General features: G+C 39.6%; 17 protein-coding genes. 2 read left to right on the top strand and 15 right to left on the bottom strand.

Annotated elements, in window-relative coordinates; translation table 11 throughout:
* Positions 1–35 precede the first annotated feature (35 nt).
* The 12 genes from R8O70_RS12235 to R8O70_RS12180 form a co-directional block, all read right to left on the bottom strand.
* Positions 36–1,451 carry a hypothetical protein gene (locus tag R8O70_RS12235; protein ID WP_148299813.1) on the bottom strand — a complete coding sequence of 472 codons (1,416 nt, stop codon included), beginning with the start codon at positions 1,449–1,451 and terminating at the stop codon, positions 36–38.
* Between the two features lie 111 nt (positions 1,452–1,562).
* A complete protein-coding gene (locus R8O70_RS12230) occupies positions 1,563–2,147 on the bottom strand; it encodes a hypothetical protein (protein ID WP_025767018.1) in 585 nt (194 codons plus the stop codon).
* Between the two features lie 102 nt (positions 2,148–2,249).
* A complete protein-coding gene (locus R8O70_RS12225; protein WP_025767019.1) occupies positions 2,250–3,338 on the bottom strand; it encodes a hypothetical protein in 1,089 nt (362 codons plus the stop codon).
* Positions 3,339–3,341: 3 nt separating this feature from the next.
* The gene (locus tag R8O70_RS12220; RefSeq protein WP_025767020.1) at positions 3,342–5,165 is read right to left on the bottom strand and encodes a GspE/PulE family protein; all 1,824 of its coding nucleotides are present in this window, start codon (positions 5,163–5,165) and stop codon (positions 3,342–3,344) included.
* 7 nt (positions 5,166–5,172) lie between these two features.
* On the bottom strand, positions 5,173–5,913 hold the full coding sequence (locus R8O70_RS12215; protein ID WP_069489435.1) for a hypothetical protein: 741 nt from the start codon (positions 5,911–5,913) through the stop codon (positions 5,173–5,175).
* Complete coding sequence (locus R8O70_RS12210) at positions 5,903–7,465, bottom strand: hypothetical protein (protein ID WP_025767022.1); 1,563 nt, start codon at positions 7,463–7,465, stop codon at positions 5,903–5,905. Before R8O70_RS12210 ends, R8O70_RS12215 begins: the two co-directional genes overlap by 11 nt.
* Positions 7,466–7,482: 17 nt before the next feature.
* Complete coding sequence (locus R8O70_RS12205; protein ID WP_025634122.1) at positions 7,483–9,120, bottom strand: hypothetical protein; 1,638 nt, start codon at positions 9,118–9,120, stop codon at positions 7,483–7,485.
* The gene (locus R8O70_RS12200) at positions 9,120–9,767 is read right to left on the bottom strand and encodes a hypothetical protein (RefSeq protein WP_025634121.1); all 648 of its coding nucleotides are present in this window, start codon (positions 9,765–9,767) and stop codon (positions 9,120–9,122) included. Before R8O70_RS12200 ends, R8O70_RS12205 begins: the two co-directional genes overlap by 1 nt.
* Positions 9,768–10,143: 376 nt before the next feature.
* Entirely contained in the window at positions 10,144–11,286 is a 1,143-nt protein-coding gene (locus R8O70_RS12195) for an ATPase, T2SS/T4P/T4SS family (protein WP_025634117.1), read from the bottom strand.
* Between the two features lie 8 nt (positions 11,287–11,294).
* Positions 11,295–12,224, bottom strand: a complete 930-nt coding sequence (locus tag R8O70_RS12190) for a type IV secretory system conjugative DNA transfer family protein (protein WP_025634116.1) — start codon at positions 12,222–12,224, stop codon at positions 11,295–11,297.
* Entirely contained in the window at positions 12,221–12,745 is a 525-nt protein-coding gene (locus R8O70_RS12185; RefSeq protein WP_025634114.1) for a DotD/TraH family lipoprotein, read from the bottom strand. Before R8O70_RS12185 ends, R8O70_RS12190 begins: the two co-directional genes overlap by 4 nt.
* On the bottom strand, positions 12,732–13,256 hold the full coding sequence (locus tag R8O70_RS12180; RefSeq protein WP_213899641.1) for a J domain-containing protein: 525 nt from the start codon (positions 13,254–13,256) through the stop codon (positions 12,732–12,734). Before R8O70_RS12180 ends, R8O70_RS12185 begins: the two co-directional genes overlap by 14 nt.
* A 344-nt stretch (positions 13,257–13,600) precedes the next feature.
* Here R8O70_RS12180 and R8O70_RS12175 point away from each other — a divergent pair, with 344 nt between their 5' ends.
* The gene (locus R8O70_RS12175; protein ID WP_213899642.1) at positions 13,601–14,092 is read left to right on the top strand and encodes a hypothetical protein; all 492 of its coding nucleotides are present in this window, start codon (positions 13,601–13,603) and stop codon (positions 14,090–14,092) included.
* Here R8O70_RS12175 and R8O70_RS12170 read toward each other — a convergent pair.
* Positions 14,089–14,526, bottom strand: coding sequence for a hypothetical protein (locus R8O70_RS12170; RefSeq protein ID WP_025634110.1), 438 nt, complete (start codon positions 14,524–14,526; stop codon positions 14,089–14,091). The two genes, R8O70_RS12175 and R8O70_RS12170, sit on opposite strands and share 4 nt — an antisense overlap.
* 3 nt (positions 14,527–14,529) lie before the next feature.
* Positions 14,530–14,892, bottom strand: coding sequence for a hypothetical protein (locus R8O70_RS12165; RefSeq protein ID WP_025634109.1), 363 nt, complete (start codon positions 14,890–14,892; stop codon positions 14,530–14,532).
* A gap of 178 nt (positions 14,893–15,070) precedes the next feature.
* Between R8O70_RS12165 and R8O70_RS12160 the strand changes: the two genes are divergently transcribed.
* The gene (locus R8O70_RS12160; RefSeq protein WP_213899643.1) at positions 15,071–15,793 is read left to right on the top strand and encodes a hypothetical protein; all 723 of its coding nucleotides are present in this window, start codon (positions 15,071–15,073) and stop codon (positions 15,791–15,793) included.
* Here the strand turns inward: R8O70_RS12160 and R8O70_RS12155 are convergent.
* Positions 15,790–16,947: a tyrosine-type recombinase/integrase gene (locus tag R8O70_RS12155; RefSeq protein ID WP_213899644.1), complete on the bottom strand. Its 1,158-nt coding sequence runs from the start codon at positions 16,945–16,947 to the stop codon at positions 15,790–15,792. The genes R8O70_RS12160 and R8O70_RS12155 overlap by 4 nt on opposite strands.
* Positions 16,948–17,082 lie beyond the last annotated feature (135 nt).

Raw genomic sequence — 17,082 nt, 5'->3', positions numbered from 1 at the left:
TATTATAGTTTGGTATGCCCTGGAAGGGAAGATATTTAAGGGTAATAGCAATAGATAGTTGCTAGTGCTCGGTTTTCTCTAGGTGTTTCCCAAAGTTTAGTTTTGAAATTATACGAGTAAAGGCGGACAAGAAATTGTGAGCCAGATGCATTTTTTGTAACACCGATTCGGTTTAATGAATAGTCAGATACGACTACACCGTTCGCTGAGTGGTAACGCTTACTATCTTGCCAGTCTACAACAATTCTATTTGCCGCATAACCTGCACCATCACCACAATTTACACCTTTAATTGCACCAACTCCGTTTATTGTAGCGGAACCTTGGTGAACATATTTACTTGTTAGGTTTGAGAGAGCTACACCCCCTCTCGATGTCAAACGAATGTCTCTTGTTCGAGAAACGCCATTTGGGTCAAAAAACATTGAGGGGTCATTGAAATCAACAACGGCTCCAGGGACATAAAGAGAGCCATTCTCGAGAGTTGATATGTTTGAACCAGTACCGATTGCCAAGCCCCCTGCGAAATTATTCATTTGCGATGAATTGGTTTGGTTGATTCTATTCCGTACTGTAGCTTGGTCTATTGTTGCTGAGCCTATACTAGCTGTATTTATATCGCCGTTATTGATGTCAGCTCTATTAATATCAGCACGATCAATGTCAGCGTTATCGTAATCAAGGTCAGTGCCGCGAACACTAGTTAAGTTTGCCGAATTGGAGCGTAACGTGTCAATAGTTCCGGAGTTCGCGTCTATGGAATTGACGTTGATGTTGTTGAGGTTGCTGGTTCCATTCAAATCGAGTCTAAATACAGGGTTTTCTCGGTCCACAATGCTAGATACTTCAAGGCGGTCCATATTATCGACATCCTGTCCATTCCAGTCGATTGTAGCTAACGGTGAGTTTGTACCATGGATACTCAGGTCATCAGAGAAGCTTGTGCCCCAAGTGATATCCATAGTAATGATACCTGTATCAAAGTCGCAATCCACTTGCGAGATAGAGGTGCCTGAATTTAGGTTTGCCAAACCTCCACCAGCAATCCGGGCTATAGTACATGAACGTTTGACTCCGTTTTCACCAGAGAAGTCAAATCCCCGAGTTTCAGCAGTATTTGAGACAGTTAATTTGAGTTCGACCTGGGTTCCATCATTTGTAACTTCAGTTTTGTATTGCATGTTATCCCCAATTCTAGGGGAATCTTCGAAGTCACAGAATAGGAACTCAGATGTTTGGGTACCACCACAGGTGTTTGGCTTCAACCACATTGTTCCAATGTGCTCAGCACCGTTTTGGAAGGGTTGGCCCGGCTGATTCCATTGGGCTAATGCGCCACTTTGTCTTGAGGCATTCTTGATAGCATGAAGCAGCGTTGCTATACGCTGCCCTTGAAGTTGGTCTACTTGAGATTCGTATTGATCACTTTTCATCATGAGGTAAGTGGACATGATGATACTTAAAGCGACAGTAGAGGCCAATATGCCAAGTTGAAGGAAAAAGCCTCTTTGTCTTTTGATTGAGGTTCTAGGCAGCATATTGGCCACTCTTAGTAATAATGATTAACGGTTGATGAATGTGATTGCTACTTCATCGCCAGATGCACACTGTGTTTTAAGAGTGTCATTGCCATCAATTCGCGTACCTTCAACCTGGATCTCAACGAAATTTTGGAATACACGGCCAACCAGGAGGTTGCACTGATCTGTTTCTACGTTAGAGAATGTGAAAGTGTAGAACTTCCCTGTACCTGTGGACGTAATGCCATCACGGTTAGTAGCAGTATCAACGCTTCCACAGGTCAAACCGTTGTCAGAGAATGGAGTTGTAAATTCATCTTGAGTTGCACTTAACCAACTGGATGGCCAGATGTTCTTGTCGTAACAATCTGTATTGTCAACAGATGCGTAAGAACCGAAACCACCGACTGTTCGTCTAAGTTCGTCTGAAGCTTGTAGTAAAGCTTTCTCTGCATCATCGACAAGTTTTTCAGCCCCGGAGTCTCCCATGGTAGTTGCATAACCAACAACCATTACCCCCAAGAATGCCAAAACAAGCTGGAGTTCTGTAGATAGAAATACACCACGTCGCTTTGCGTGAATACGGTTAAGTTTATTTGGATTATTACGTTTAGGTTTGAATAACATAGCTATTTTTCCTTGTTAAAAGCTATTGGATTTTATACATGATTGATATATATCAATCAAGTGGAATATCAGTGTTACAACTTGTTAATAGAACTATCAAGGTTAATTAAGGTTTTGGCCAATTGTAGAAATGGAGAGACCTACTATCGCGTTTACACTTAACACAGCCATCATGCAGCCTAGCATGATCCCTGTCGTAAGCTTTTTCACGAGCGTTTCAGTGTTAGCAAATACTTCTTCGGTGATATCGTCTAGTTTATTTGTAAAGTCTGAGGTTGTAGCATATGACTCAATCTCAATTCTTGGTTCTCTACTAAAGAAATCACAAGCGAGAGCTTGCCCCTCACTCTTTCCTCCAATCATGCTTAGACGCATTTTTTGACACCAATGTTTTACATATGGCGTTGAGTGGGAACCTACCAGCTTTAGTGCCTCTGAAGAAGGCATCCCCACTTTCAAAAGGGCGTTGAATGTTTGCAGAGTTATAGCAGAGTTAATCGCGTCAACAACATTCCAAGGTGGTAATTTAGTTAATCTCCGATGTATTTGATTGGGTAAACTCCAAACTACCCATACTCCGTAAATTACAAGAAATGCAGTAACAAATGGGCTTATCTCGTATACAGTTTTTGTAAACTCTCTTGCAAAACTCATCATTGGAGTTGGTTTTATATTTAGTCCTTTGAACAACACTGCATAGATGTATAAATGAGCAAGGCTACAAATAAGCATGATTAAACCAACACCTATGATAGGACCGACTATCCCTAAAAAACCAGCCCCCCTCATCTGTTGTTTACGCTGCAGCTGACTGACACAAATACGTATTACCTTATAGGCAGCTGTTTTTTTCTCAATTGCGTAGGCAACACCAATCGTAGTTTTATCAAAGAATGGAGCGAGCATATAAGAGATAACTGGTTTGTACCTATACCGGTCAGCCAGGTATTTCACAAATTTTGTTTCTGGAGATTTTGGTTGTTGGGATTTATAGGCCTCATAGAGGGAGTCCAATACATTTAAGATGGAATCACCATCTGCTAAACGTGATGCAATTTTCTCTAGAAGTTGAGACTTTCTCTTTGAGCCCACACGATAGTTTGTAGACTTTAGCTTTAAGGTATCAATGAAGTCATCACTAAGGTATTGACTCTTTATTTTGAGCAATTTTTGGTTAATATCGTTTTCCATTAATTAAACCTCTGGGTGGTAGAGAGAAACATTTAGCTCTTCACGAACCAATCGAGAGACCGCAAGTTGATCGATTTCACGTTCTATCATCTCAGGGTCCAATATCCCTTTGCACATTTTATAAATCGCGTGCTCTAACTTAGTAAAACCACCAGTGTTTAGCCAATGAGCTTTAGCCAAATCATCTTCGTTTTTAGCCCATAGGTTTCTGATTGTTTGATCTGGCGCCAAGACTTCAGCTACAGGTGTTCGTCCAACACGGCCATCTACAGAATAATTACACTCTTTACACCCACCTTGCTTTGCGAAACGTATGTTCGGCAGGTACTCAAGTAACTCTAGGGAAGATAAGCTTTGTATTAATGAATAAACTAATGGAGAGTTATTCGGAAGCTCATCATAACTTCGACTACAGGACGGGCACACGGTTCGTACTAAAGACTGAGCAATGATGACAGTTAGGGTGTTTGATGATTGATAGACTGATCTAGCTACACCGAAACCGTCCAAGCGACCTGGTACATCACAAGAAGATGCGGCATGTATTGTTGAGAAACATACATGGCCAGTTCGGGCAGATTCAATTGCAAATTTTGCTGAATTGTAGCAACGTATTTCTCCTGTACCCATGATATCTGGGTCTAGTCGCATGAAGCTTTCGGAAATTCGTTCAAACTGCTTGGTTAATGTGTTCATTTCATTATCAGAAGCGCTAGAGTTATCTTCTAAGTTAACTTGTGAAACGCCCTCTAAGTTCATCTCGATAGGGTTTTCGGCAGTAACAAACTTCCGAGTAGATTTGTACAGGTCTTGTAAGTAATCGATAACTGAATACATGGACTGGGTCTTACCAGAACCTGTAACACCAGCAAACAGTATATTTCCTTGTTTTTTACTGGAGTGTTTTTTAATCAACAGCGTTTGAACTGGGTGATATCCAGCTTTATCTAGCTTTCTTATAGAGGATTTCTCCCCTTTACTGGTAATCCTGCATACTAGATCTCCACCGCCCTCAGTTTCTCTTGGTGCAAATTCAACACGCATTTCAATTTGAGTATCGTTATACGTGTAGATAAATTTACCAGATTGAGGTTCTTTCCAGCTTAGGTTATTACCTTGGATGCTAGAGCCGGATGCTTCATCCCCACCGATGATGTTGTAAGCAACATCAACAGTCTCGTAAAGCCTATCGTATGTATATTCTTTGAAATCAATTAAATCGCCATCTACACGTATACGTACTAACGTGTTGCCAGGTATATTAGATACTTCAAAGTGAATGTCTGACGTTGCAGGGTGTGATTCTAAAACAGACGCAGTGATCGCTTTAAAACTTCTGCCCTCATCATCTTTAGATTGGTTTTCTTCAGAGCCCATGAAGATGACATCAGCAAGTAATAGGATTAGGTCTTCTGAGCACTTAAGATTAATGACTTTTGTATGAGTATGATCGGTATATCCCAAATCATCTCTGATAGTCGCTCGAACTTGTGTGATTGACTTTGAAAAGTCTTCTGTCATTAATACGGTAAGGTAGTTGTATCCTTCTTCCACACCTTGAATATGGCCATCCGAAATAAGGAATTTTTTACCATAAGCTGGATGTAACACTTTGTGCTTGTCAATGATACCACCTAAGGCCCAAGGAAGTTGTTCTCTAGTGTCGTATGTTAAGTCGTTAAAGAAGTGTGAACTAGAGCTACTACGACTACCAAAGTACTTTATTAAATCACCAGAAATTGAATCTGACAAAATGTCGTATTCGTTTGCGCTGGATTCTACAATGCTGGTTGCAGGTCTATACTCTGCTAAGTTAGTACTAGTCATGAAATTCTCACTTGAACATTAAACCTTGAGAGGGAGAGTCATTAATTAATGTAGGCGCCGGGGCTCCAAACATACTTGATTCTGAAAGCTCCCCAATCTTCTGCTCGATAATACGGTCTCGGAATGTTTGCGCTTTCTTAAAGCGGTCAATTGCTTCGTCAGAGGTTTTAACCGTGATATGTCGTGCTCTTGATTTGTCCATTTTGTGAGTTGAATAATCGAAAGGCATGACTACAGCGCCTTGAAATGACAGTGAATCTACATACCAGTCCCCAAAGCTCTCCCCTTCTTTTAAAGTTTGGATAGCCCCCTTATGCCAAAACTCACCTTTCAACTGACCAGCTATCTCATAAATATCTGTAACGAAGATTTGTTTTTCCATTTCGTTTAGCAGAGCATTAACTTCAGCTTCTCGTTGAGCTCTACGTTTTGTCCTAGTCTCCTCCTGGAATTTTGCTAAACGCTCTTCATCCGATGCCTTCTCTTTTTTCGGTTCAGACCCACCGTTTAGTAATTTGTTATTTTCTATCAAAAGCTGCTGATACTGATTGTCAAGCATTAACATCTTATTAGCATGCTCTTTTTGGGCTCGTATCAACTCATTTTGCGAGAGTGATTTGTTTTCCTCTATAGAGAGGCTTCGTTGTTTTTGGATGTCTTGGTAAGTCTGCCCGGATTGATCATTTGCAAAAGTTGTAAAGCTCAACAATTGGGTCGCGATGCATAGGGTAATAGTATTAATTTTCACGTAATGAAACCTCTTTGTCTTGTTGATTAAGAATGCTACTTTCGTGTATGTACTGCATCTTAAGAACGATCTCTTCTGTTTCCAGATTTATCGAAATGCTCTGTATAATCATGCTTTTAAATTTGTCGATATCGTTAGCTAGTTGGTCCAAATAGTTAAATGCCCAACCAAACCCACTTAACGAAAGTTGTACATTCACAACGGTGTAATCTATTTGTGGGTTTCTTACTTCAGTGGAATATGTTTCGTTTTTAAAAGGGATCTCCCTTTCTGTTTTGCGGTTTGCTGAAATCGCTCCGTACAGTCTTCCATGTGTCTTCTCTGCTTGTTGCTGAATGAAGGTTAGTAAGTCTAGGTAGTGGCCGTGAGTTTCCTTTATGAAGATAAAAGCGTCACTTTCATCAAAATAATGGTCTGGTTTAGGAAGCGGTACTATTTGAGACGTAGTAATCTCTTCTCCAGAGAGTGAATAAGTGATAGTTCCATCGAATTCGATGTTGTCTCTAAAATTGGCAACCGTTGTCCCTCCGTTTTTCCACAAAACGGTCGTCTCATGAAAAAACTCTTGGTCTGCTGGTTTGTCTACTGTTGATGAGTCTCTAGTAATGATTCCTTTGGTAACGAGATCGACAGTCATTGGGAACCATCCACCAACATCAACAGGAAGAGAGTTAATATAGGCTTTAAGGTTCAAAATGACCTTTTTAGGATCTGATGCGGTTAAACGTTGAGTAAGCCATTTTGCTTCCTCTTTAGTTGCATTTGCCTTGTCTATTCTCTCGATTTTTTTATGATTCAAATCGTTTTCAGCTTGCTTAGCTAGAGTACTGCTTGATGCTTTCTTCACCATTGAATCTATGTCAGGAATTACATACTCTTGCTTGGAGTTAGATTTAAATATCTGCACACCTATCAAAAATATAATTCCAAGAGCCACAAATACGATGTGGGATGGTTTTATCTTTGATAGAGGGTTTGTGTTGAGTAGCTGCTCAATTGTTTGAATTTGAGCGAACTTTTCATTAGGTACAGCTTCACATATGACGTCATATGAGTGCTGTTGGTACTCTGAACGTGACTCTTCAAATAGTTCTGAGATATTTTCTGTTATCTCATTAGGGACTACATAGCGTAATTTTACGTGATGAAGATCGTACATTTGATAATGGTCGAAGATCTGTTGGATAACTTCTTCCACCGTTTCAAATACCAAATCATTCTCACCACCAGCTGGGCACTTATCAATTACCAAAAGATACCAATATTTACCGGATGGTAGCTTTTGTATGAAGAAAGCATTCGGGTGATCGACACAAATAGCGCGAGCGACGATTGCCGCCGCGCTGTAGTATTTTGTCGTTATGCTTTGAGCGAAACCGATTGTTGATTTTGGTGCATCATCAATTGTTGACCCTTCAACAATTACTGCATTTGTAGCGTCGTATTTGTTAACCAGATTTTTGATATGGATGGTCTTATCGGATTCTGAAACCTCGTACCAATCTAAACCGATGTAGTGCCTATCAAATCCAAGTTCTTCTAGTGACTGCATAAAAGGACCTAATTGGGTTAAACTTTTTCGATATGAGGCGTGATAATTACTAGCATCACTGAGCGTGTTTTAGCATTAGAGTCATTGCCACCAAACATCCATAGCAAATCGCCTAGAACTGACTGGTTTTGGCCATTGTCAATCACTTGCTCGAACCCAGTCATAACCATTGTTTCGCCTGAACGGATATTTCTAGCGCTAACCATGGCAGTAACAGTTCTGTCTGTTAGTTGAAGTTGTGTATTACCAACTTCTAGTGGGTCAATTGCATTTAAGGTACTTACATCAGTTACGATACGGACAGCAATTGTTCCATCTGAGTTAACACGTGGTGAAGCTAAGAAAACAATACCGTTTGTTGTTGTATCTGTGCTTGCAGATTGTGTTACAACATCACCAGATACACTTTGGTCGATTTTATCCGCATATTTCTTTTCATTTACGAACTGGACTGGAATAACATCATTGTTTGGTACAGTTGTCGTAATTGACTTTTTAAGCGAAAGAGATTTAGTCCCCTGAAGAGCCTTCAATGCCATTTCAGTGCCTTTGAAGCTACCATCACCGATACTCAGCCCTAAACCACCTAACTTAGCTGCATCACCAACTGGAACTCCATCGATTTTAAGTTCGAAGTCATTCTTAGCGTATTTAATAGATTGCTCAATGCCGTAATTTGATTCGTCTGTAGTGATCAGTTCCCATAGCTCTATATCGAGCCTGATCATCTTTCCAGCAGTAGAATTTGACTCATCAATAAAGTTCTCAACAATTCGCAGCTTTCGAGGTGTGTCAGTTACAGCAACCATACTTAGTGCAGGTAACACTTCTACTTTTGCATCTTCAGAAGCAATGGATTTAATCCCCTTGAGGAGTTGGTCCATTGGTTTCCCTAGGTCACGGTCAAATGAATATGAGTGAGAACTCGAAGTTTGAGAGCTTGTCCCCTCGCCTTGCTGACCACCGCTAGTAGACGAATTGATACTTGATTTTAAAGTTGTACTACCAGCATATTGGTCGATCCGAAAGTGTCTAGTTTCTTGTCGGTAAAAGGATACACGACCATCAGATTGGTATTTCCACCATAGGTTGGTTTTTGCTGCGATAGCATCCAACACTTGCTTTAAAGCAACGTGCTTTTCAAAGTTCAGGGAAATAGACACTTTTGCGCCATCTAATAGTGACCCTTTGTTCGTATCTGTATAAAGTGCCGAAACGTCTAAATCATCACCAGTAGAATCACTTGTACCACCGCTTGCTTTGGAACTTCCAGAGTCTTGGTTAAGATACTTGATAGCGTCGCTAGTAAAGCTAATGTAAACCCCATACGAGGCATACTTATTGTTCAAATAGTCAATCGTGTCGCTAAGGGGTTTAGAGCGATATGACATGAATTTACTCGGGGTAAGAAAAATCTCTGGAAGGTCTTGCCTTTCTTTTAACTTGAAAGGTTCCCCAAGAATAACGTAATTATTGTCTTCGCTGTAGACGCTCTGATCTATACCGGGTTTAAGTCTGTGTTTTTGAATCGTCTCAGTGGCAGCGTCTGCCTGTGCTGTCGCAACTCTATTGGCATCTTTACCAGGAGTACTACAACCACTGACAAGCGCGATAATGGTTAGTGTGAGAGCTTTAAGTTTCAATGTGTTGTTCATTACTGGTAAGTCCCTTTTTCAGTAGAACCGCCTTTTAGGATATGAGCAGCACCAATTTCAGGGCTGTAACTAATCCACAATGGTTCTTTTGTTTTTAACGTCTCCTTAAGCACTCTATCTAAGACTCCGTCTCTTCCTGTTAGGTCACCAATCAATACCGAACGTGATTTAACAGGGAAGTCGTATTTAGAGCCCCAAATAATGTCGATATTGGACTTTGTATTCCAAACCTCAAAGTTCTCTTTAAGTGACAGTTTAGGGTCTAATGTCCAGAGTTTTGGTGTTCGTGTCTGAAGGTACGTAAGGTGTTCACGATTTTTGGATGCAGCCAACACTCGTTCTTGTTCATTTAGAACAATATAAATACCGGAATTTAGTTCCTGTATCTTAGCAACAGCACTGCGCCAATTAGGTGAAGGTACCCAGGCTAATTGGTGGGAAGAGATGCCTGGTCCAATATTTACCCGCCAACCAGCTGGTGCTAAAGCATTCAGTATTTCGTGAGCAGGTAATTTATTTTGGTAACCGACTTTAGATTGGATGTCGTTTAAACCATAAGCTGTATCTGACTCGTATTCAGTAAATACAACCCCCGCTTGCGCGCTACTCATCACGAGTAAAGGTAAAATTAATCTTAATTTCATCATAGTAACCCCTATTATTTTGATAAATATACGTCATTTTCGGATAACAAACAATAAACGAAGCTGTAAGGTAACCTACGAATAAGAACAATTTCTTATCGGTTATCTGGCTTCCAAATTTCGTTTTTTCGATATGGCAAGTTGTTGCCTTGGTTGTATTTTGACAGGAGGTGTATAAAAAACTCTAATGGTGTCCTTTTGGTAAGAGAGATTAAAGACATTAATACATAGAAAACACACATGGCTTTAAGGTAGTTCCAGCTGAACATTATTGGCAATGTCAAAACCGGGACGATTGTAGACCCGTCCATAAGTAGGAAAAGTGGTCTTTTCATCGCATTTTGTACCGCTTTTCTATCCAGCTTCGGTTTATATTCCATTATTCTGATTCCATAAGGAGATATTCTGGCCCAATTTCACTGTTGTGATATAGGTTTGCGATTTGTTGAGAAAAGGTAAGCTCTTGTTCCTTTAGGTGCCTTCTTACTACTACAGATATCTCTGTGTCAGATTTACACTTCAGCATTTCTTCTCTGATTTCTTCAGTTAGATATAGGGTTTCTCTAACAGCAATCCTTTCACCGTCGAGAGTTCTAACTAGTATCTGAGCGACAATGCCAGAGAGTTGACTAATAAAACCAGCTAATACAGCCAGCTTATTTTCTCCATCTATCATATTGTAGATGCGGCTCATCGCTGTCTCGCAAGAGTTTGCATGTATTGTAGCCATCAAGAAGTTGCCAGTGTTAGAAGCGTTAAATGCGTTTTCGATTGATTCTTTACTTCGTATTTCGCCCTGAACGATGATATCTGGACGAAGACGAAGAGCAGCTTCAAGGCCTTGATTAAAACTTTGAACATCGGAGTCTGTTTCAACTGAACCTACTTCATGAACTGAAATACTGTTACCAGGAGCAATCTTTACTCCCTCATAATTAATTTCAGGTGGGTCCTCAAAAACTAAGATATGCTTACCAAGGCTGGGAGTTTTTAGCACTGAAGTTACAATTCCGGCCATAGTAGTTGTTTTGCCTGTGCCTACCCCTCCCACAAACATAAGAATACCTTTACGGTTATGCTTTACAAGATTGACTAGCTCCGGCTCTATACCCAAAGATTCTGCGTCCTTTGGTGTTTTAGGGTTCAACCTACCAACCATCTTATAGGTCTTTCCATATTCAAGTGACCTTGAGGTAATAGCTGCAATGCGGAAACTCCTAATCTGAGATTGATCATTGGGGTTTTTGGTAACGAATGCAAAAAACGTAGGAGTAGCTGCATTAACATTGTTAATCAGCGATTTTTTGGTGCCGAGCATATATTCAAGAATATTACGGCATGCGTTAGGTTGCATTTGTTTATCAGTGATTTCCCTGATTTGCCCGTTTACATCGATTCTGATTCGATAGTTACAGTCTATTAAAATGTCTGAAGCACCGTACTCAATTGCTTTCCATATGACAGTTTCGATATCTACTTGTGTCATTTCGCTTGAAACAGGTATTAATGGAATATCATTCATGGTAGGTGTCACTCTTCAACGAGAATGGATTTAATTTGGTCGTGAGTAAGGCCTTCAGTTTCTACTTTAGAAACAGCATCCCTACGTACAGAGCCCCTAGGGTCTTTTATTACTGGTGAAGAATAGAGATCAGAGTTTGTCTGCCAAACTGCCTCACCACTCAAAGATATGAACTGAGTGCCTAAACCTAATTGGTCTCCTTGTACCGTAATTCCTACATTTTCAATAATCATATCTGGCTTTTCTATATATCCGGACTCAACTAAATTCACGTAACGGATCATGGCTGTTGCGTCAATAAAAGCATTAATTACACGAGTTCTCATCTCAGCAATTGCTTGTTCTGAGCCCATGGCCCATCCCTCATCAAGAGCTGAGTTGAAGATCTCCAATTCTTCTGAATTTCTAGGTAAAAGTTCGTCAATTAATGTGGTCGGCGTAAGTGAATTTTTGTCGTAGAGATAGTCAGACCAATGCGGTTTCCTCAACACAGGCTTAGGTTGTTCTCTCAATCGATAGACAAGATTATCGGTCCTGATAATCGTAGCTTTTGTGTCTCGCGTTATCGCGGCATGAGCTTCTACTTTGTCTACCATACCTGGACGAAGGTACTTGGCTTCACCTGAACTTAGATTTGCAGAAGCGTTAATGAGATGCTCGAAAGGTAGCAAGCGGTCAAAGAGGTGAGACTTGCTATCCACTACATCTGTTAAGCGCTCCATCGTAGCTATATAACCATTCGCACTGCCAACTTCTTCAGCTCTTTCGCGGATCGACTCAATTCTGAGTGCCTCTTCACCATCGCTTACTAGTTGTTGTCTAACCTTTACATCTTTTAGTTCACTTAAGCTGTAATAGGTGCGCTTAGATTCATCTGCCAAAGTGGTAACACTGAAAAATAGACTAGCAATTAAACAAATAGCAGTATTGGTTCTCACGCTTTTGTCTCCAAGTATTTAACGACAATCGTCTTAAGTCGGTTATCGACCATGATGTCTACCTGGGCACCCTTTTCAGAGTCAATAATCTTTATTGCGTCGTTTATTGGTTGATCCTTCAGTTTAATACTTACAAACACGCCACCAGGTGGTTTTTGGCCATAAGTAAATACTCGATCAGAACCATAACCTACTGTCTCAGCAATACCTTTTACGGCAGTTTCGACTTCACAATCACAATTCCAGTCAACAACCTTTTCAAAACCAGGTAACACCATTGTAGAGAGCATGCGCTCCTGCCTTCTCTGCTCAGGGCCTTTAAGTGCTTGTGCATGTGCACTTCTCGTTTTTGCTAACAATCGGAGCTCGTCAAGCATTTCAACTGCATATGGCTCAAGATCGCCAAAAGCCCTTTCTTCAGGGCTCTTTTCTAAGTGCCTTAAATCTTTGACTTCATTAGTTGCGCACCCAAGAAGTAGAGTAGAAGCGAATGCTATGCTAGAAAGCTTAAAGACGTTCATTTTGTTTCCTCTTCGTTGCATTGATGCAAAGTGTTTTAGCTGTATTCAGATTTGAAACAGTGATGATTGATTCATCCGTACTGATGTTTTGGTTAATGTCTGGGTGGTAATACCTAACTTTTTGATGGAAGGCTTTCTTGATTTCAGAAATATTGAGGGACGTAATAGGTAGCCCTAATAATTTGAAAGCCTGAACTTCTTCTTCAGAGAAGTTAAATGGGTTTTGTTCATTCAGAGTCGGAGAACTGTGAGATCTACTGGCATTAGAGGGTCTTTCTATCTGAGAGGAAATTGAGTTTGTATAACCAAACCCACGTATCTTCGCTTGTGCTTCCTTTCTTCTAACCGATTGTTGTTGTTGCCGTTGCATAAAGTACAAATATGCGATGCCAAATAAGGCACTCGTGAAAACACCGAATGTATAACTCGCGGACAAATAATATGTAGCAGCGAAAGAAGTGATGAGTATGGAAGCCAAACCCAATATTTTTTCTTTAATTAGTTCGAACACAATAAGATGTCTAATAGCAAATAATAGCATAAATCTATGCCATTTTTGTCTAAAATACAATAGCGAAAGCTGCTAGCATAGGCTTATTATTGAGTCAAATGTTAGTTTAAATTTGCTAGTCTCAGAAGTGATATCGGTTCAATAGACTAATTACTCAACAAATTGTAGAAATATTTGCGTAATGCGACCTACAAATAGGGATATAGCTCACACATATGCAACAAATGATGAAAATTTATTTAAGTTTCACTCTTCATGGGTGAAAATTAGACATAACGGCAGTTAATGTTTAGATACAAGTCACATGATTATTTGCGTCTATTCTCAAAAATAAGAAAGTATTAATGGATAAGAATCATTACAGCGAACTGTTCTCCGACATATTCGCTACAAAACAGAATGAAGGTGGTGCGGCATATTTAATCAATCGTGAGGCTAATCTTGAATTAGTTTCACGGTTAGGTATTAATCATCGTGACGTTAGGCTTAATTCAAAAGAAAGCTATGTTTCAGACCCTAGCGCTAGGCTTTTAGAGAAAAAGTTAAAGGTAGCTCGAGGTTGGCTAGACGCAGAACATGAAATTATTAGCCAAACTCAACTTCTAACAATTAGAGCCAACAATGTTTCGGCGCTTATTGTTTCTCCTGGCTTTACTAAACAGTCAAAGCACTTTCTCTCTAAGATAGTTTCATCTACACCTATGAGCGGATATCAATTTTTGTTTGATGAAATCACTTTCGAAGAGCAGTCCTATTACTTACGTAAAATGGAAGAGTTCTTGGAAATTGAAAGAGCATGTCTTGATGATGAGGCATTTATGGAAGGGCTCTACTAGCGAGAAAAGTCGAAGTCATTATCAGGACGCTGTTGTTTGATACCAATGGCGTCCTTTTCATTTACTGGTCCAGTTATACAAGATTCTAGCCTCTGATTTATTGTTTGTTGACTAGGTTCAAGTACATTAGCTTTCTCAACACTCTTCAAGCTAATATGGTCAAATCTCCTGCCAAACTTTGTCTCAAATTCATTCAGAAAGAAATTGATATCTTGTACAGCATTTGGATTAACTTGCCATTTTGTTAGCAAACTTGGCAAATTTGTAAAACTGGTATTATCGAATTCACTTCTTCGAGCTGGTGGTATTGCACTTAGTCTGATTTGTAGAATGGTGCCGATCATTCTATTTTGTAGTTGGAGAATATCTTGTTGTTTTTGAAAGTTCTGACTTGAGAACTTTTCAACTGACACTTTGAGTTTTTCTAAATCCATTTTTTAGCCTAACTCAAGCTGTGCAAAGGCAAGTGGTCTAACAGATGACTGAAGAATAGCCTTCTTGAACCAGGTCATTGTCATATGATAGTCATAGTTACAAGACACGATTTTTTCAGCGTAGTGGTCATGAGGATAATTCATAGCGATTGACTTAAGGATTTCATAGTCAAATATTTCTAACTTTAGATCTTCAAATCGTTGATCTAAAGAGTTTTTAATTTCAGGTAGAGGTAGCTCATCACCGCTTTGAATTTTCTTTATGATTTTCTTGTCATTTTCAAGAACATTTAAGAGCAAGTACTCTGAAATAGAAAGCACATAGCTTGTAAAATTTGGTAATGTCTTTAGAGAGATTGGGTTCATATATTTTTTGTTTTAAGCTTGTGCCCATCGGTTCTATTGATGGCAAAGGTAACTCCTCTTTGCTTCACCAGGAACCAATCCAGTCTTTATAAATCTTGCTTATGTATCAATATAAGATATACATAAACAAGGGTATTTGCCATTTTTTTGACAACTAACGTACTACTTTGGGGGCGATATGAGTGTAAATTCATGGGAATTTCAACCAGACAACGAGTTTTCTGACATAACAGATGATCTGAATCATCAGGATGTAGTATCAGAAAAAACCTCAGATCGAATTGTTAATGTACACGATAAACACCTAAGCCCACAAAGTACAACTTTGCAAAGCAATGATGTCTGTTTGAACGCCTTTAATCAACAAAAGCAGGACGTTCGTCTATCTGAAGTTGGCGGCAAGTCACAATCAGTGCAACCTTCTGCCACAAAATCAAACGCTTACTTCCACCCAAATAGTCAAATTAATCTCTATAACAAGTCATTAAATTGTGCAGCGGTGATTCGATTAGGAAACATAGCTAACAACCTAATTTCAATTGTTGTAGACATTTGCCCAGAACATAACGGTCGCTCAAGTGATTGGAACAACAAAATCTCAGTTGCCTTTTCTCACACTGAACTTATTCAAGCTTATTCCCTATTTCTTCAAAACCTTAAATGCCTTGATTTCAAGTTAAAGTTTCACCAACAACAAACTGGGCCATTGTCTATAGGATTTAAAGAGAGCTCGATTTATGTAAGCACAATCATCTCCGGTAAAACAATAAGCCTTACAGGAAACATCGCCCAAAAGATAAAGTTTATGGCCCAATTAGAAGTGGCTACAAAACACTACTTCGCTACTGCGTTTCCAGATTTGGACCAAGAACGAATTCTGCGTCAGGTAGCTTTGATTTAGTGTTTTTGTAGTTCGATATTAGAAGCTTCTAGGTGACCAGTAGCTCTCAGATATCTTTTAACAGTACCCATATTTGTCCAATCACCAATAGACATAAGGTCGACTGCATTCATCTTATGAACGACATGCCCATCAACTACCGCTCCACAACGTGCCGAATGCCCTGACCAACAACGACCATTAAATACACTTTGTCGTTCATATGCTTTTCGGAACAATCTAAGTACGGATACACCATTCATAGGTTTTAATGGGTCCTTAAGCTGTCCATTCTTCAGAATCCAACCAAAAATATAATATTCCTGATCTTCGACTGGTCTTGAAGGGGTTACATGGTTGTAAAGCTCTACTCCATTTTCTACAAGTTCAATATATTTCTTTACGATCCCTGCATACCTGCCAATGATAGACTTTTTGGGTGGCGCTGCAGATGTCTTAGATTTTGTCCTCACTATAGTGACAGTGTCACTAGAAATGATGACGTTTTTACGTTTTAAAGTAAAGATCTCTTCTTCACGAAGAGCAGTAGAGTATGCAATGGTCATGTATGCTAGGTCTTTGAAAAGCTTTGGCCCAGCTTGTTCAAGTGTCCCAACTATTTCGATCTGCCTGTTCAAATCGCTTGCTCTGAATGGTGAAGCAACTTTTTGCTCTACCTTTGATAAATCAGATTCTGCCATATCCTTTTTTACACCCCTGAAAAAGTCTTTTATAAGCTTGTCTTCAGTAACGTTGGCGAATCCTAGTTGATTCAAAAATATGGCTATGAGGTTCTTTCGGCTCATTAGTGTCGCATAAGACACTTTCTGTTCATTTTTAAGGTGTAGTATCCAGTAGTAAAACATTCTTGGATGTATAGGAAATGCGTAGGCTAATTCAATATACTCAGTAAATCTTATCCAAGAGCGAACAGCGGAAAACATGTTTTTTTGTGTTGCCTTCGAAAAACCACCACGTGTAGCCTCGAATATGGCCATGTTATCTAGAATTGTCTTTAGGTTTGGGTGATCAGGGTCAATTGCACCGTCAAGTTCAGGCAAAGGGATTTTAAATCGTGAAAGATTTTCTTTTTCTTTGTTATTGCCTAGTTCTAATGCCTTAATCTTTTCTAATCCGGATGCAGGAATTGGTAAATTTTGCTTAGTAATCTCCACGTTCACCTCCAAAAATAAAGTGTTACGCTGTCACCTGTAACGCTAACCTTAACGGCCAAAAAGTGTAATATAACTCAAATTATACTACACTTTATAATCATGTCTATTTATACAGTGCTATTTGTTTGTTGAGTT

It is taken from the genome of Vibrio sp. 779(2023) (assembly GCF_033344285.1).
Lineage (GTDB): Bacteria > Pseudomonadota > Gammaproteobacteria > Enterobacterales > Vibrionaceae > Vibrio > Vibrio alginolyticus.
Note: the sequence above shows the minus strand (reverse complement) of the source record. Positions and strands in the feature narration are given on the sequence as shown.